Consider the following 16,647-nt stretch of genomic DNA (forward strand, 5'->3'; position numbering starts at 1 on the left):
GGTCGGCGAGAAGTGACAGCTATCGGCGGGGCGACGGCGAATCGGTGAGATTCAGTCGGCCCGGTGGTCGGCGTCGGTGTGCTGGTAGGCGGTGCTCGCCGCCTCGACCATCCGGTCGATGGGGAGGCGCACGCCGACGCGGCGGGCGAGGAGTGCGACGGGCATCAGCAGGATGCCGAGGGCGAGAGTCAGTTGGTAGAGGGCGAACGTGGCGGTCCGGTGCATCGCATTGAACATCGCGTTGACTGAGCAGGTGAGCCCGGTGTATATATACGTTGTGCTCACGGCGAACGTACGAACTCGCCGCTGTCTTGCGATTAAAGTCTACTTGCGTTCCACCCACCGAAACTGTTCCTCGGGTCGCTCACGAGGTAGGAGTCCCGTCACTGCTCCCCCTCGTCGGCATAACTTATGCGGGGGATTCTCGTTACATACGCAGCAGAAAGTCAGTCGATAATGACAGTTCGTGACGGTAGCGACGGCGCCGGGACGACGGAACCACAAGACACGAAACCCCCTAGCGCGACTGAGAGGTATGAGCAACTATCTCGTCGCCATGGAGGCCGCGTGGCTGGTTCGCGACGTCGAGGATATCGACGACGCCATCGGCGTCGCCGTCAGCGAGGCGGGGAAGCGGCTGAACGACAAAGACAAAGAGTACGTCGAGGTGGAAGTCGGCGTCACGGGCTGTCCGGCCTGCGGAGAGCCGTTCGACTCGGCGTTCATCGCCGCCGACACCGCGTTGGTGGGGCTACTTCTGGAAATCGACGTGTTCAACGCCGACGGCGAGAAGCACGCCTCCCGTATCGCCAAGAGCGAAGTCGGCGGCGCCCTTCGGGACGTCCCCCTCTCGGTCATCGACGTCGTCGAGACGGAGGGAGACGAAGAAGAGGCCGAGGCGTAGTTCTCCGGAAAGCTTTTCATATAACCTCGGGTTATTTCGGGGTATGGAACTGCCGACCCCGCACGACCTGCGCGAACGGCGGAAGGAACTCGACCTCACGCAGAGTACGCTCGCCGAGATGGCGGGAGTCTCCCAACCGCTTATCGCCCGCATCGAGGGCGGCGACGTCGACCCGCGCTTATCGACCCTCCGACGCATCGTCAACGCCCTCGACGAGGCCGAGGGCAGCGTCGTCCGCGCCGACGACCTGATGAACACGACGGTCGTGAGCGTCTCGCCCGACGACTCCGTTCGGACGGCCCGCGACCGGATGCTCGAAGAGGGGTTCTCGCAACTGCCGGTCATCCGCGACGGCCGCCCGGTCGGCATCATCTCGAACGGCGACATCCGCCGTCTGGGTGACGACGACGTGGGCGAACTCCCCGTCGCCGAGGTGATGCGCGAGGCCATCACGACGGTCGAACCGGCGGCCACGTTAGAGGAGATTGACTCCTCGCTGGACCATCACTCCGCCGTCCTCGTCGTCGAGGGGGGCCAGACGGTCGGTATCGTCACTGAGGCCGACGTGGCCGCACGGCTCTGAGCCGCACCGTTCTACCGCCGGAGACGCTTCACGCTTTCTCGTTCTCTCTTCCCGAATCTCCACAGTAAGCCGCTCAGAGGTCGAGACCGCGAACGGCGACGCCGGACCCCGCCTCGACGCGGCCGATCACCCGACCCTCCGTCTCCGCGGCGAGGGTCTCGGCGTCGTCGGGGGCGAGTGCGGCGACGAACCCGGTCCCCATGTTGAACGTGCGGTGCATCTCCTCGTCGGAGACGTTGCCCTCCTGCTGTACGAACTCGAAGACCGGGTGGGGGTCGAACGCGTCCTCGACGACGTAGCGGAACCCGCCCATGCGTTCGAGATTCGTCCACCCGCCGCCCGTGACGTGCGCGGCGGCGCGGACGCCGTGTTCGCGCATCGGGTCGAGCAGGTCGGTGTAGATGCGGGTCGGTTCGAGCAGCGCCTCGCCGATGGTGTCGTAGCCCTCGAACGGGCAGTCGTCGTCGTACTCGTGGTTCCGCGTCGTCGCCTTCCGCGCGAGGGTGAGACCGTTCGAGTGGATACCCGACGAGCGGAAGCCGACGAGCGCGTCCCCCTCGGCGGCCTCGCCGGGGAACAGCGCGTCCTTCCGCGCCAGCCCCGCGCACGTGCCCGCGAGATCCAGTCCTTTGACGACCTCGGGCATGACGGCCGTCTCGCCGCCGACGAGTTCGACGTCGGCGGTCTCCGCGCCAGCCGAGAGCCCCCGGCCGACTTGCTCTGCGAACCGTTCGTCGGGGGTGTCGACGGCGAGGTAGTCGACGAACGCGACGGGGCGGACGCCCGCCGCCACGAGGTCGTTGGCGTTCATCGCGATGCAGTCGATGCCGACAGTCGAGTAGTCCTCGAGGGCCTCGGCGACGATGAGTTTCGTCCCGACGCCGTCGGTGGCCAGGGCGAGGTAGCGGTCGCCGATGTCCAACAGACCCGCGTAGTCCCCCTCGCTCTCTCCGGCGGCGCCCACCAGCGCCGCCGTCGCCGCCTCGCTGGCGCCGATGTCGACGCCCGCGTCCGCGTAGGTCAGTTCGTCCTCGGTCGCGTCGTCCGCGGGGTCCCCGCCCGCGCCGGTACCGGTCATGTCCGAACGCGCGCGGTGGGAGGGCAAAAAGGTGCCCGTCCGGCGCGCGCGCGACGCCTCGCGGCGCCGCCGAGTCCCCGCGGACCGCGGGGGGTCTTTGGTAGTGGGCGCCAACGCCCTCGCTAGGCCCTTCGAAACCCCGAGGACGACGCCCGGCCGAGACACGGCGTCTCACGATTCGACGAGACGGACTCAGAACCGTTTGTGAAGAATCTAATCGGTTCTGAGACGTTCGTGAACTATTACTAAAATGTCCCGTTCGACCGTAAACGGTCCGAAAATGACGGTAAGGCTCGACTGACTATATGGGGGAAGGATACATCGGATAGAGTGACGGTAACCAATGATGTCAAGTGCCTCCTCCACCCTCGAACGAACGCCGATCCGACTCGGTATCGGCCTCGCAAGTAACGCCGCCCGTCTCACCGCGCGCTCGGCGCAGACAGTGACGTTCTGGGCGGCCATCCTGCTCCCGCTGACGTACCTTCCCCTCCTCCACGGCGGCCTCGAACAGGCCGAGATTCTACGCTTCGCGGGGTTGCTCGTCTGCAACGCGTTCGCGCTCGTCGCCGGTCACGGCTACGGTCGGGACTGACGCTCGGCGCCTGCTAGCGGGAGCGAGAGCGACGACGCCGTCCCTCCGGACGGCAGGTCCCCGCGTCGTCGCACTCCTCCGGCGTCGCTGTTCCGCCTACTGCGCTGACCGTCCTCTCGTTTCTCTCTTGGTCGCCGACGGGTCGGCGGCGCGGTGCGACACTGAACGACCGCCGTCGTTCAGAACAGACCGCCGAAGACGAACAGGCCGAGCGTCACCAGCACCGACGGGACGAAGACGACGAGGAAGACGACCTTGCTCCAGGAGAACACGGTCTTGCCGTCGAGCGACCCGAACGGGAGCATGTTGAACGCGGCGAGAAACAGGTTGATGGTGACGCCGCGGGAGCCGACGAGGCCGACGAACTCCGACCCGCCGAACGCGCCGAGAAAGAGCAGCGGAAGGAACACCGCGGCCAAGAGGAGGTTCGTCACGGGGCCGGCGAGGGCGATGAGGCCGTGTTCGCGCTCCGTGATGCGGCCGCGATGATACACCGCGCCGGGGGCGGCGAAGATGAAGCCGGCGAGCGAACTCATCACCGCCAAGAACAGCATCCCGTAGTCGGCGCGGAACTCCGCCTGCTGTCCGAAGCGGACGGCGACCACCTTGTGCGCGAGTTCGTGCAGGAGGAACCCGATGCCCGCGGTCAGGAGACTGACGAGCAGGGGGCCGAGGAGGCCGCCCTCGGTGATGTTAGCGACGGCGCGGGTGCCGCCGCCGGCGAAGAAGATGGCGAACGCGAGGCCGAGTGCGACCCACGCGAGGAGTAAGTCGCGGAGTTCGTGGGAACTGAAGCTGAGAGACGTGTTCGTACTCATGTGTTCGAGTCGGTGACCGTTCGAACGGTGCGGGGATGGGCCTTGCGGATGCGGCCGCGGCGCCGGTGCGCCGTCCGTGCGATATCAGCCGAGCAGGCCGACGAGGACGTCCCAGCCGTTGCGCGCGCCCTCGAACATCAGGTCGATGATGCCGGCCGGGCCGCCGAGGTCCACGGCGAACAGGGGGAGGACGTAGCCGATGAACAGCGCCGAGGCGACGATGCTCCCGATGTTCGTCGCCGCGACGACGACGATGAGGCGGAACAGGGGCACCTCGAACATCTCCGAGACCAGTTCGCCGACGGGCGTCTCCTCGTCGGCCAACAGGTCGTTGAGTCGGCCGATGTCGCCGACGTTGACGGGTCGGTACTGCAGTTCCATGTAGCCGGTGAACCACCCGGGCGCGAGGAACGGGTTGATGGAGGTCATCCACGCGACGGCGCCGCCGACGAGGGCCGAGGGCCACCGCGCGCCCGCGGCCTTCGCCAGTCCGGCGGCGAAGAGGCCGTTGATGAGGAACCACGCGCCGAACAGGCGGAACAGCGTGTCGTTGCCGGCCGTCGAGAGCGTCAGCAGGCCGAAGAAGCCGACGACGGCGACGGAGATGGCCGTGCCGACGACCTTCGCCCACGGGAGGCCGCCGAGGCCGTCCGAGGACGTCCCGACCAGCGACTCCATCGGCGGCAGTTCCTCGGGGTTGGCGAGGTAGCGTTCGATGCCCGCGCGGTGGCCCGCGCCGACGACGGCGACGACGTCGCGGCCGGTCCGGCGGAGGCCGACCAGTCGGTGGGCGATGTAGGCGTCTCGCTCGTCGATGAGCGCCTGCGCTCCCCCCGGTGAGAACTCGCGGAATTCCTCCATCATGGCGCTGACCGCGTCCGTGTCGGTCATCTCGCTCATGTCGAACTCCTCCAGTTCGTCCACCTCGTCGTCGGGGCTCCCCCCGAACGCCGTCGCCAACGCGAGGGCCAGTCCGCCGAGCAACAGGCCGCCGCCGACGCCGACGGTGAGACTCCCGAGGACGCGGACGGTGAACGCTCCTAACCGAGCGACCAGCGGATCCGCGAGACCGAAGGCGACGCCGCCGACGAGGCCGGCGGCGACGCCGACGCCGAGGGCGACGGCGGCGCGTTCGCCCGTCGGGAGGACGGACCCGGCGAGGACCCAGAGGGCGGCGGCGACGGCGGCGAAGACGAACAGGCCGCCGGTGACGCGGGCCAGCACGCCGAGGCCGATGCCGACCGACCCGCCGAACAGGCCGACGGCGGGGCCGGCGAGGAGGCCGAAGAACAGGCCGAGGAGGACGGCGACGCCGCGACTGTCGCCGAGGCCGAAGGCGAGGCCGCCGACCATCCGCAGTTTCTCCAGGAACGACATGCGCGCCCAGAACCGCCGCATCGTCTCGTTGATGTCGCGGTCGACGAGGGCGACGTCGATGCCCAACCCTTCGGCCGCCTCGACGGCCGCGAGCATGTCCGCGCCCGGTTGCACGTCGAACTTCTCGCCGAGTTGCGCCTGTACGTACGACAGCATCCAGTAGGCGATGAACTGAAAGACGGTGTTGCCCCGGAGGAGGTCGCCGGGTTCGATGTCGTCGGGCGTCCCGCCCTTCATCTGGCGGTACCGACCCTCGTCGAGTTCGACGGCGACCACGTCCGGACGCTCCGCCGCGACGACTTCCTCAACTTCGCGGACGCTGTCCTCGGAGACGTGCGCCGTCCCGACGACGCGGACGCGACCCTCGCCGGCCGCTTCCTGACTCATTACCCCCGATTTCGGGCCACGCTTTTTACCCTTGTCGGAGCATCTCGCGGTATGCGCGACCTCACCTTCGACGCGGAGACGCCGACAACAGCCCACGAGACGGCGGTAGCGTGCCTCAGGGACGCCGTCGAGGCGGTCCTTCCGGACCGCGTCGTCCGCGACTCCGTCTCGCTCGACGGCGACGACCTCTCTATCTCGGGGTCGACGTACGACCTCGCCTCGTTCGACCGCCTCCTCGTCGTCGGCGGCGGGAAGGCCGGCGACGGCGTCGCGGATGCACTGGAGGCCGTCCTCGGGGGCCGAATCGACGCCGGCGTCGTCGTCACGCCCGACCCGGGAACGGGCGCCCGAATCGACCGACTGCCGGGCGCCCACCCCGTCCCCTCGCGCGAGGGCGTCGAGAGCGCCCGTCGGATCGTCGACCTCCTCGCCGACGCCGACGAGCGAACGCTCGTCCTCGCCGTCGTCACCGGCGGTGCCAGCGCCGTCATCCCGACGCCCGCCGAGGGAATCGCCCTCGAGGACCTCCAGTCGACCACGGACGCCCTCCTCCGCTCGGGCGCGCACATCGGCGAACTGAACGCGGTCCGCAAGCACCTCTCGACGCTGAAGGGCGGCGGTTTAGCCCGCCTCGCCGCGCCCGCGACGGTGGCCGGCCTCGTCCTCAGCGACGTCGTCGGCAACGACCTCGGCGTCATCGCTTCCGGACCGACCGCTCCCGACGGGACGACGTACGACGACGCGCTGTCCGTGCTCGACCGCTACGACCTCGACGTGCCCGCGAGCGTCCGCGAGCGACTCGAACGCGGCGCCCGCGGCGAACTGTCGGAGACGCCGAAGCCGGGCGACCCGGCGTTCGACCGGGTGCGAAACCACGTCCTCGCCGACGGCCACACCGCCCTCTCGGCGGCGCGAGAGACGGCCGAAGCGGCCGGTTACGAACCGATACTGCTCTCCTCCCGCGTGCGCGGCGAGGCGCGCGAGGCGGCGAAGACGCACGTCGCCGTCGCCGAGGAGGCGGCCGCCACGGGAGACCCCGTCGACGCCCCCGCCGTGATTCTCACCGGCGGCGAGTGCACCGTCACCGTTAGAGGAGATGGCGAGGGCGGGCCGAACCTCGAATACTGCCTCTCGGCGGCGAGAGAACTCGGCACCGACGCCGTCGTGGCCGCCGTCGACAGCGACGGCGAGGACGGCGGGACGGACGTGGCCGGCGCGGTGGTCGACGCGGAGACGGCGGCCGGCGTCGAGGCCGGACGCGAGGCGGCCGCCGCCCTCGCGGGCAACGACGCCCTGCCGTTCCTCCGCGACCGGGGGGCGCTCGTCCGGACGGGACCGACCGGCACCAACGTGAACGACCTGCGGGTCGCCGTCGTGGACGGGCGGGACGGGCGGAGGGACAGCGAGGACCCGAGCGGGGAGTGAACGGCGAACACGGGAAAGCTTGTATCCCGTGGCGCCCTATCCGCTGTCATGGCACGCCTCCTGCCCTCCTCGTCGAACGCCGAGGTCGACGCCTCGCCGCGCGTCATCGGCCTCGACGACGACGACGCCGACGGCCTGTTGTCGGCGCTCTCCTCGGCGACGGCCCGACGGGTCCTCTCGACGCTCCACGAGGAACCCGCGAACCCGGCCGCCCTCGCAGACGCCGTCGACACCTCCCTGCAGAACGTCCAGTACCACCTCGGCCGCCTCGAAGACGCCGGCGCCGTCGAAGTCGTCGACACCGTCTACTCCGAGAAGGGTCGCGAGATGAAGGTGTACGCGCCCTCGGACAGACCGCTGGTCGTCGTCGCCACCGACCGGGAGGGGACGACCGGTCTGCGCGCCGCCCTGCGCCGCCTCCTCGCGGCCGTCGGCGTCGTCGGCGTCGCCAGCCTCCTCGTCCAGTGGGCGGCCGCGGGGGCGACGCTCCCGTTCGCCGCCCAGTCGGGAAGTGCCGGCGGCGACGCGGCGACGATGGAGGCGACGCGCGTCGCGGACGACGCCGCGACGGCCGCCGGACTGCCGCCGGGACTGCTCTTCTTCCTCGGCGGACTGAGCGTCCTCCTCGTCTGGTCGCTCGCCTGGTACCTCCGCCGCGACTGAGTCTCCCGATTCCCGCTCTCGGAGTCGGATCCTCCCCGTAGGTATTCATACCCCGCGCTCGAACCACTTCGCATGAATCACCGGGCCGAGGTGAAGGGAATCGGCGTCGGCGTCGACGCCCAGGGCGGGAACGTCCCGGCGGTGGTCCTCCAAGCCCGCGAGGAGTACCTGCCAATCGTCATCACCTCCGACCAAGCGCAGGCGATCCAACTCGCTCTCTCGGGCGAACCGTTCGAGCGGCCCCTGACCCACGACCTTCTCGTGGAGATGATCACGGAGTTCGGCGGCGCCATCGACTCCATCCGCATCGACGATTTGTCCGACGGGACGTTCTTCGCCAAGATAGACGCCGAGCGCTACGAGGACGGCGAACCGAAGACGTTCGTCTTCGACGCCCGCCCGAGCGACGCCGTCTCCCTCGCCGTCCGCGTCGACTGCCCAATCATCGTCTCCGACGAGGTGCTGGACGAGGCCGGTCAACCGCCCGAGCGGTTCGACTTGGGGGAGCAATCCGACGAACACGACGACCTCGACTTCTGAACGCGCGGGGTGGCGGGGAGACTTCCACGCTTTTACCGCCGGCCGACCAACTCCGAGCCATGACGCTCGACGTGGACCCACCGTCGCCGCCGGAACTCAGCCCGAACGTCGACCCCAACGAGTACGACGACGCCGACGTGGTCGGCGACAGCGACTACCGCCGCGAGGAACTCGGCGCGTTTCTCGCCGAGGGCGCGTGGGAGGAGGCGTTCGCGGAATGGGCCGCCGAGACCGACGTGACCGACGACGAGTGGGACATCGTCACCGACCTCGGTCTCGGTTCGGACTTCGATTTCTTCTGGGACGACTTCGCCGGCCGCGTCGGCTACCACGCTCCCGGCCTCCCGCAGGACTGGAAGGAACGCGAGGTCCACCCCGACCTCGACTCCTGGAAGGCGGTGTCGAGCATCAACGCCGGCCTCACGGAGTTGGGACAGACGGTGTGCGACGTGCTCAAGGACGACTACATCGACTGGGAGTCCGAGTACGAGGCGCCGGACGACCTGCCGGACTTCTGAGTCGCCTCCGGGGCCGTTCGGCCTCGCGAGTGAGAAAGTACTTGTCGACCGTCGAACAGGTATCCGTATGCGACGACGCGCCCTCCTCTCGGCCTCGGCCCTCTCGGTGGCCGGTCTGGCGGGTCTCTCGGGCTGTCTCGGCGACGTCCGACAACGGGTGAGCGGCGACATCCACGCGAACCACGCGACTGCGGCGATGCACTCCGCCGAAGCACCGTGGCTCCGCGGCGGCCTCTCCGCCGACGCCGACCGGACGTTCCACGCCGAACTGTTCACCGAGGCGCCGCCGGACGACGCAGAACTGTTCACCGCCGACTACCCGCGGAAGCCGCGGACGTTCGACAACGACGTGCGGAACGACGACTACTCGACGGGATTCTCGCTCCTCGCGGAGGCGAAGATGCCCCGCGAGGAGGCGTACACGATTCTCCCCGGCGGATACGGTGAAGAGGGGTGGGAAGGGTGGAATTCGGTGTCGCTCCCGCTCGGCCGCCGGCCGTACGAGGACGGGGCCGGACTGCCCGATGACCTCCGCGATGCGGACGAACTCGTCTGCACGATGCTCGCGCGCTACGAGGCGGACGCGGCGCCGTCGCGGGCGACGGTGACCGTCTACGGGAAGGAAGGCGACGCCGTGGTTCGAGAGGCGACCGCGAAGCCGCGATTCCGGTCCTGAACGCGAATCAGCCGTCGTAGTGTTCGTCGAGGTAGTCGACGATGTCCTCGGCGTCGTACACCGCCTCTTCCCGCTCTCGGTCGAGGAGGAACGGAATCGCGTCCTCGCCGCCGACGGCGGTCAGTTTCCCGTGCGTCTGTTCGTTTAGCACGTCGCCGCCCTCGTCGCCCGGCAGTCTGGGGTTGTGGACGACGTAGGAGGCGCCGAGTTCGGTGAGTTTGCTCCGAACCTGTTCGCTGTACGGACAGCTCTCGGCTTGGTACAGTTCGAGCACGGTTCGCGGTTCGTCCTCCGGGCACTCGAAGCTACTCGCCGACTCCCCGGGTCCGACCGGCGGGGCGACGGCGGGCGGTCCGGAACGGTTCGCACGGTTCCACGGACTTGATATACGTTCCCGGATTGTCCTCCTGTATGGACGACCTAAGCGACCAGTATACGCCGGGGGACGTGGAGTCCGCCGTCGGCGACTACTGGGACGAGGAGAACGCCTACGAGGCGGCGAAGGAGGCGCACGCGGACGACCCGTCCTTCTTCTTCGTCGACGGGCCGCCGTACACGTCCGGCCAGATGCACCTCGGGACGGCGTGGAACAAGACGCTGAAGGACGCCATCATCCGCCACAAGCGCATGACGGGCCACAGCGTCACCGACCGCCCCGGTTACGACATGCACGGTCTCCCCATCGAGGTCAAAGTCGAGGAGGAACTCGGCTTCGAGACCAAGCGGGACATCGAGGAGTACGGCATGGAGTCGTTCATCGAGGAGTGCAAGTCGTTCGCCGAGCGGAACCGCGAGGCGATGGACGAGGACTTCCAGTCCATCGGCGTCTGGATGGACTGGGAGAACCCCTACGAGACCATCTCGCCGGAGTACATGGAGGCCGCGTGGTGGGCGTTCCAGCAGGTCGCCGAACGGGACTTGGTCGAACGCGGCAAGCGCTCGGTGAACTACTGTCCGCGCTGTCAGACCGCCATCGCCGCCAACGAGGTGGAGTACGACGAGATAGAGTCGCCCTCCATCTACGTGAAGTTCCCCCTGAAGGGGAAGGAAGGAAGCCTCGTCATCTGGACGACGACGCCGTGGACCCTCCCCGCGAACACGTTCGTCGCCGTCGACGGCGAGATGACGTACCAGGCGGTTCGCGCGGAACGAGACGGCGAGAGCGAGGTGCTGTACCTCGCGGAACCCTGCGTCGAGGACGCCCTGAAGAAGGGTCGCTACGAGGACTACGAGGTCGTCGAGGAGGTCGCCGGCGAGGAGATGGTCGGCTGGGAGTACGACAACCCCCTCCGCGAGGAACTGGCCGAGTACGCCGACTTCGAGGGCGCCGGCGAGGTGTACACCGCCGACTACGTCGAGGCCGACCGGACGGGACTGGTCCACTCCGCGCCCGGCCACGGGCAGGAGGACTTCGCCCGCGGACAGGAACTCGGACTCGATATCTACGTCCCCGTCGACGGCCGCGGCGAGTTCACCGGGCAGGCCGGCAAGTACGAGGGCACGTTCGTCCGCGATGCCAACCCCGAGATAATCGAGGACTTAGCGGCGAACGGGAGCCTCCTGCACTCCGGCGAGCACCGCCACCGCTACGGCCACTGCTGGCGGTGCGACACGGACATCATCTTCCTCGCCACCGACCAGTGGTTCATCACGGTCACCGACATCAAAGAGGAACTGCTCGACAACATCGAGGACTCGGAGTGGCATCCGCAGTGGGCGCGCGACAACCGCTTCCGCGACTTCGTCAGCGACGCGCCCGACTGGAACGTCTCCCGGCAGCGCTACTGGGGGATTCCCCTCCCCATCTGGGAGTCGCCGGACGGCGAGGACTTCGTCGTCGTCGGCACGCGCGAGGAGTTGGCCGAACGCGCCGACCAGGACGTCGACCCCGACGAACTCGACTTACACCGCCCCTCCGTCGACCCCCTCACCATCACCGAAGACGGCACCACGTACGAACGCGTCCCGGACGTGTTCGACGTCTGGATAGACTCCTCGGTGGCGACGTGGGGAACGCTGGACTATCCCGGCGAGACGGAGGCGTTCGAGGACCTCTGGCCCGCGGACCTCATCGTCGAGGCGCACGACCAGACCCGCGGGTGGTTCTGGTCGCAACTCGGCATGAGCACCGCCGCGTTCGGCGAGAGTCCCTACGAGTCGGTGCTGATGCACGGGTTCGCCAACGACGAGAACGGCCGGAAGATGTCCAAATCGCTGGGTAACATCGTCACGCCCGAGGAGGCCATCGAACGCGCCGGCCGCGACCCCCTGCGCGCGTACCTCCTCAGCCACGACCAGCAGGGCGTCGACCTCTCGTTCGAGTGGGCCGGTCTCTCCGATATGCAGTCGTCGCTCAACATCCTCTGGAACGTCTTCCGGTTCCCCCTGCCGTACATGGAACTGGACGGCTACGACCCGGCGACGCCGGACCTCTCGGAGGGCGAACTCACCGTCGTCGACGAGTGGGTGCTCTCGCGCCTGCAGACGGTGAAGGCCGAGGTGGCCGATGCGTGGGACGAGTACGAGGTTCACGACGCCCTCAACGCGGTACTGGAGTTCGTCACCGGCGACGTCTCGCGCTTCTACGTGAAAGCCATCCGCGAGCGGATGTGGGAGGAGGAGGACTCCGCCTCCAAGCGCGGCGCGTACGCGACGCTGGCGACGGTGATGAACGAGACGGTGCGACTGCTCGCGCCGTTCACCCCGTACGTCGCAGAGCGGATGTACCAGCGCATCGACGGCGGCGAGACGACGGTCCACGCCCTCGACTACCCGACGGTCGACGAGCAGTGGCGCGACGAGGAACTGGAGCGCAACATGGCCGTCCTCCGGAGCGTCGAGGAGGCGGCCGCCAACGCCCGCCAGCAGGGCGAGCGAAAGCTCCGGTGGCCCGTCCCGCGCGTCGTCGTCGCCAGCGAGGAGGAGGGCGTCGCCGAGGCCGTCGAGGCGCTCTCGGACCTCCTGGCCGACCGGGTGAACGCCCGCGAGGTCGAGGTGGTGGAGGCGTTCGACGAACTCGTCGAGCACGCAGACCCGCAGATGGGCGTCATCGGTCCCGCCTTCGGCGGCGACGCCCAGAAGGTGATGCAGGCGGTCAAGGGCGCCTCCCGCGAGGCGGTCGAGTCGGGCGTCGACGTCGACGGCGAGACGGTCGAACTCGACGACGAGATGGTCGAGTACCGCGCCGAACCGCCGGAGAACGTCCACGGCGCCGACTTCGCCGTCGACGACACCGACGGCGGCGTCGTCTACGTCGACACCTCGCTCACCGAGGAGATAGAGGCGGAGGGGTACGCCCGCGACGTCATCCGCCGCATCCAGGAGATGCGCAAGCGCCTGGACCTCGACGTCGAAGAGGAGATAGCCGTCTCCCTCGACGTGCAGGACGACCGAGTGGCTGACCTCGTCGCGCAGCACGACAGCCTCATCGCGGAGGAGGTTCGGGCGACCACCCTCGATTCGGACGGCGACGACGCCGACCTGACCGAGGAGTGGGACGTCGAGGGCGTCACGGTCGTCATCGGCGTCGCGCGGACCGAGTAACGGACACGATTGCGCCGCGGCCCCGCGTTTCTCGCCGGGAATCGTTCTCCCAACCCGGAAGCACAGCGAAAGCTTTTGGCGTCTTCGGGCGACCTACACGTGGACTATGAAGAAACTCGTTAACGACCCATCGGACTACGTGGACGAGATGCTCGACGGGATGCTGGCGGCGTATCCCGACAGGCTTCGTCGCCTCGACGGGACGAAGGTGCTCGTTCGCTCGGACGCGCCGGTGGACGGCAAGGTGGGCGTCGTCTCCGGGGGCGGGAGCGGTCACGAACCGACGCACGCGGGCTACATCGGCGACGGGATGCTCGACGGCGCGGCGGCGGGCGAGGTGTTCACCTCCCCGACGGCGAACGAACTGAACGAGATGGTGCAGGCCTGCGACGCCGGCGAGGGGGTCCTCTGCGTCGTGAAGAACTACGAGGGAGACGTGATGAACTTCGATACGGCCGGCGAGATGGCCGAGATGGAGGACGTGGAAGTGGCGCAGGTGGTCGTCGACGACGACGTGGCCGTCGAAGACTCGCTGTACACCTCGGGTCGCCGCGGCGTCTGCGGCACCATCCTCGTCCACAAGGCCGTCGGCGCGAAGGCCGCCGCCGGCGCGTCCCTCGAAGAGGTGCAGGCGGTCGGCGAGAAGGTAGTCGAGAACGTGGGGACGATGGGCGTGGCGCTCACCTCCTGCGTGACGCCCGAGAAGGGCGAACCGACGTTCGACCTGGGGGAGGAGGAACTCGAACTCGGCATCGGCATCCACGGCGAACCCGGCACCGAACGCGCCGAGATGATGAGCGCCGACGAGGTGGCCGAACACCTGACCGAGAAGGTGTTGGAGGACCTCGACATCGAGTCCGGCGAGGAAGTCGTCACCATCGTCAACGGGATGGGCGGCACGCCGCAGTCGGAACTGTTCATCGTCAACCGGAAGGTGCAGGAGATACTCGACGGGAAGGGCGTCGAGACGTGGGATGCGTGGGTTGGCGACTACATGACCTCGCTGGACATGATGGGCTGTTCGGTGACCGTCTGCCGCGTCGACGACGAACTGAAGGACCTGCTCAACGCCGACGCGGACACGCCGGCGCTGAAGCGCTGAGTCGGCCGCCGCGGACACAAAAACCGACCGACACGACTACTTTTCCGTTCGCCGTAGTTTCAAGCCGACCGGCGCCGTCCATCCGATATGGCAGACGAATCCGTTCAGCGCGAAGCGCTCGTGGCCGCCGTCGAGAACGTGGCCGCGCGCATCGAGTCGGAGAAGTCCCACCTCACCGACCTCGACTCGGCCATCGGCGACGCCGACCACGGTAACAACATGCACCGCGGCTTCCAGGCCGTCGCGGAGAAGACAGACGAGTTCGAGGGGATGGACGTCGACGAGATAGTCAAGACCATCGGGACGACAATCATCGGCAACGTCGGTGGCGCCGCGGGACCGCTGTACGGCGGGTCGATCATGACCGCGAGCCAGGAACTCGAAGGCGGCATCACCGCCGAAACCTCGGTCGCCTTCGCGGAGGCCTACTTGGAGAAGGTGAAAGACCGCGGCGACGCGCCCGTCGGCGCGAAGACGATGGTGGACGCCCTGACGCCCGCGGTCCACACGTACAAGAAGTCCGTCGAACACGACGACCTGCCGCCGCTGACGGCCCTCGCGAAGGCCGTCGACGCGGCCGAACGCGGCGTCAACTTCACCGTCCCGCTACGGGCGTCGAAGGGCCGCGCGTCGTTCCTCGGGTGGCGGTCGGTCGGCCACCAGGACCCCGGCGCGACGAGCACGCTGTTCATCTTAGAGGAGATTCTGGACACCGCCGGCGAGTATCTGGAAGGGGAGACGGACGTCGAGGCGGTGGCCGAGTCCGCGCCCGACGAGGACCCCGAGGAGGCGCAATGATCGGACTCGTCGTCGTCTCGCACAGCGCGAAGGCGGCGGAGGGCATCCGCGACATCGCCGCGCAGATGGGCGGCGGCGACGCCCGCATCGAACCCGCCGGCGGCGACGGCGACGACGGCGAGGGGATAGGCACGGACGCCAACCGCATCGGCGAGGCCGTCGACGCCGCGGACGACGGGGACGGCGTCGTCGTCCTCGTCGACCTCGGCAGCGCCGTGATGAACACCGAACTCGCCCTGGAGATGACGGACGCGGAAGCGGTCGTCGCCGACGCACCCGTCCTCGAAGGCGCCCTGAACGCCGCCGTCGAGACCACGTCCTCGAAGGCGACGCTCGACTCGGTCGTCGAGTCCGCCGAGGACGCGCGCGAGTACCGCAAGCTGAACGACTGAGCGCCGAACGGTCGAAAAGAAGGTCGGTACCGATTTTTCAGAGGCCGAGCGTGGCGACCCAGGACGCACTCGGGAAGACCCCGGCGATGTAGAGCACCGCGACGAGGAACGTCCCGAAGACGATGGCGGCCGCCGGCGGGTCCCAGTGGGTGTCGCCGTGCGAGTAGAACACCCGCTGGAACAGTTCGCCGAACAGGCCGCAGGCGACGCCGAACGCCGCGCCGACGACGAGGGCGGCGAGGAGCGACCCCTCGCCGCCGTTGGTCACCGCGAGCGCCGCGGTGCTCGCCGGGAGCGCTATGTGGTGCGTCACCGGGATGCGCTCGACGCCCAGGTTGAGGAAGATGAGCGACGCCGCGCTGATACCGAACGCGAGGAACGCGCTGCCGGTCACCATGGCGATGTAGGCGCCGAGGATGCCCACGACGAGACCGATCATCGCCACGTTCCCCCACTTGTACTGGTGCGGGAGCCACGGTTCGACGGCGAACCGGGAGGACGGCGCGGCGGCCGTGCCGCCGTCGGACTGGAGGTCCAACGAGGCTCCCGAGTCGTCGACTCCCTCACCGCCGTCCGTCTTCGCGGTCCCGCCGTCCGTCGCCGGGTCGCCGATGACGCGCATCTCCTCCCGTTCGAACGGCGACATGTCGAGGAGGCTCTTGCCGCGGTGCTTCCCGACGATGTCGTAGCCGAACGCGATGCGGTGGATGAGCGCCGACAGCGTCACGCCCATGGCGATGTGGTCGTACGGCATGGCGAACGCCCCCGAGAGGACCGTCAGCCAGTAGCCGACGATGCCGAAGACGCCCCCGACGGCCAGCACGTCCGGTTTGGTTCCGAGGGCGAACCCGATGTTCTTCGCCTCGTAGTAGTCGAAGCCCGAGTCCATGTACCCCTTCTTCGCCGCGTACGCCGCGGCGGCCGCACCGCCGGCGAAACTGATGGCCGGCGAGAACGGCGCGCCGAAGGCGACGGATCCGGTGATACTCGCGGCCTCGCCGTTGGCGAGAACCGCGGCCTCCCCGGCGACGACGAGGAAGCCGGTGAAGATGAACGCCGGAAGCGCGCCCAAGGCGGCCCCGAACGCGCCGCCCGCGAAGGCGGCGATGAGCAGTTCTATCGTCCAGAGGTCTGCGAGCGCCATCCTTAGTCACCCCCGTCCCGGGCCCAGTCGCGGGAGCGTTCGACGGCGTCGGTCCAGCGGCCGTAGCGTTCCTCGACGTTTTTCGCGTCGCCGTCGGGGGAGAA

The 16,647-nt window shown here is 68.6% G+C and carries 18 protein-coding genes; 12 read left to right on the forward strand and 6 right to left on the reverse strand.

From position 1 onward, the window contains the following. Positions 1-51: 51 nt before the first annotated feature. Positions 52-285 carry a hypothetical protein gene (locus C474_RS02720; protein ID WP_239640368.1) on the reverse strand — a complete coding sequence of 78 codons (234 nt, stop codon included), beginning with the start codon at positions 283-285 and terminating at the stop codon, positions 52-54. Between the two features lie 250 nt (positions 286-535). Here C474_RS02720 and C474_RS02725 point away from each other — a divergent pair, with 250 nt between their 5' ends. Both C474_RS02725 and C474_RS02730 read left to right on the forward strand, forming a co-directional pair. Next, a complete protein-coding gene (locus C474_RS02725; protein ID WP_008383701.1) occupies positions 536-904 on the forward strand; it encodes a DUF555 domain-containing protein in 369 nt (122 codons plus the stop codon). A gap of 43 nt (positions 905-947) precedes the next feature. Beyond that, on the forward strand, positions 948-1,487 hold the full coding sequence (locus C474_RS02730) for a CBS domain-containing protein (protein ID WP_008383703.1): 540 nt from the start codon (positions 948-950) through the stop codon (positions 1,485-1,487). 73 nt (positions 1,488-1,560) lie between these two features. On the opposite strand, the gene purM is transcribed toward C474_RS02730, so the two are convergent. Further along, positions 1,561-2,565 carry a phosphoribosylformylglycinamidine cyclo-ligase gene (purM, locus tag C474_RS02735; protein WP_008383705.1) on the reverse strand — a complete coding sequence of 335 codons (1,005 nt, stop codon included), beginning with the start codon at positions 2,563-2,565 and terminating at the stop codon, positions 1,561-1,563. A gap of 346 nt (positions 2,566-2,911) precedes the next feature. On the opposite strand from purM, the gene C474_RS02740 reads away from it, so the two are divergent. Further along, entirely contained in the window at positions 2,912-3,160 is a 249-nt protein-coding gene (locus C474_RS02740) for a hypothetical protein (protein WP_049916667.1), read from the forward strand. 179 nt (positions 3,161-3,339) lie between these two features. Here the strand turns inward: C474_RS02740 and C474_RS02745 are convergent, their stop codons facing one another. Together C474_RS02745 and C474_RS02750 are read right to left on the reverse strand one after the other, a co-directional pair. Continuing rightward, on the reverse strand, positions 3,340-3,978 hold the full coding sequence (locus tag C474_RS02745; protein WP_008383709.1) for a zinc metalloprotease: 639 nt from the start codon (positions 3,976-3,978) through the stop codon (positions 3,340-3,342). 84 nt (positions 3,979-4,062) lie between these two features. After that, positions 4,063-5,742 carry a TraB/GumN family protein gene (locus tag C474_RS02750; protein WP_008383711.1) on the reverse strand — a complete coding sequence of 560 codons (1,680 nt, stop codon included), beginning with the start codon at positions 5,740-5,742 and terminating at the stop codon, positions 4,063-4,065. Between the two features lie 51 nt (positions 5,743-5,793). On the opposite strand from C474_RS02750, the gene C474_RS02755 reads away from it, so the two are divergent. The 5 genes from C474_RS02755 (at position 5,794) to C474_RS02775 (ending at position 9,564) form a co-directional block, all read left to right on the forward strand. After that, positions 5,794-7,167, forward strand: coding sequence for a glycerate kinase type-2 family protein (locus tag C474_RS02755; protein ID WP_008383713.1), 1,374 nt, complete (start codon positions 5,794-5,796; stop codon positions 7,165-7,167). Positions 7,168-7,215: 48 nt separating this feature from the next. Continuing rightward, on the forward strand, positions 7,216-7,830 hold the full coding sequence (locus C474_RS02760) for an ArsR/SmtB family transcription factor (protein ID WP_008383716.1): 615 nt from the start codon (positions 7,216-7,218) through the stop codon (positions 7,828-7,830). A 72-nt stretch (positions 7,831-7,902) separates the two neighbouring features. Next, the gene (locus C474_RS02765) at positions 7,903-8,370 is read left to right on the forward strand and encodes a bifunctional nuclease family protein (RefSeq protein WP_008383718.1); all 468 of its coding nucleotides are present in this window, start codon (positions 7,903-7,905) and stop codon (positions 8,368-8,370) included. A gap of 59 nt (positions 8,371-8,429) precedes the next feature. Further along, the gene (locus C474_RS02770; RefSeq protein ID WP_008383720.1) at positions 8,430-8,888 is read left to right on the forward strand and encodes a hypothetical protein; all 459 of its coding nucleotides are present in this window, start codon (positions 8,430-8,432) and stop codon (positions 8,886-8,888) included. Between the two features lie 67 nt (positions 8,889-8,955). Beyond that, entirely contained in the window at positions 8,956-9,564 is a 609-nt protein-coding gene (locus tag C474_RS02775) for a hypothetical protein (protein ID WP_008383722.1), read from the forward strand. A gap of 7 nt (positions 9,565-9,571) precedes the next feature. Here C474_RS02775 and C474_RS02780 read toward each other — a convergent pair whose 3' ends face one another. Then, positions 9,572-9,838 (reverse strand): glutathione S-transferase N-terminal domain-containing protein, encoded by a 267-nt coding sequence (locus tag C474_RS02780; RefSeq protein ID WP_008383723.1) that lies wholly within the window; start codon positions 9,836-9,838, stop codon positions 9,572-9,574. Positions 9,839-9,975: 137 nt separating this feature from the next. Here C474_RS02780 and ileS point away from each other — a divergent pair, with 137 nt between their 5' ends. The 4 genes from ileS (at position 9,976) to dhaM (ending at position 15,399) form a co-directional block, all read left to right on the forward strand. Continuing rightward, entirely contained in the window at positions 9,976-13,107 is a 3,132-nt protein-coding gene (ileS, locus tag C474_RS02785; RefSeq protein WP_008383725.1) for an isoleucine--tRNA ligase, read from the forward strand. Positions 13,108-13,213: 106 nt separating this feature from the next. Next, complete coding sequence (dhaK, locus tag C474_RS02790; RefSeq protein WP_008383727.1) at positions 13,214-14,209, forward strand: dihydroxyacetone kinase subunit DhaK; 996 nt, start codon at positions 13,214-13,216, stop codon at positions 14,207-14,209. Positions 14,210-14,296: 87 nt separating this feature from the next. Then, the gene (gene dhaL, locus C474_RS02795; protein WP_008383728.1) at positions 14,297-15,007 is read left to right on the forward strand and encodes a dihydroxyacetone kinase subunit DhaL; all 711 of its coding nucleotides are present in this window, start codon (positions 14,297-14,299) and stop codon (positions 15,005-15,007) included. Further along, positions 15,004-15,399, forward strand: a complete 396-nt coding sequence (dhaM, locus tag C474_RS02800) for a dihydroxyacetone kinase phosphoryl donor subunit DhaM (RefSeq protein WP_008383729.1) — start codon at positions 15,004-15,006, stop codon at positions 15,397-15,399. Before dhaL ends, dhaM begins: the two co-directional genes overlap by 4 nt. 37 nt (positions 15,400-15,436) lie before the next feature. On the opposite strand, the gene C474_RS02805 is transcribed toward dhaM, so the two are convergent. Further along, on the reverse strand, positions 15,437-16,543 hold the full coding sequence (locus tag C474_RS02805) for a hypothetical protein (RefSeq protein WP_008383731.1): 1,107 nt from the start codon (positions 16,541-16,543) through the stop codon (positions 15,437-15,439). Positions 16,544-16,647 lie beyond the last annotated feature (104 nt).

It is taken from the genome of Halogeometricum pallidum JCM 14848, assembly GCF_000337095.1.
Classification (GTDB): Archaea; Halobacteriota; Halobacteria; order Halobacteriales; family Haloferacaceae; genus Halogeometricum; species Halogeometricum pallidum.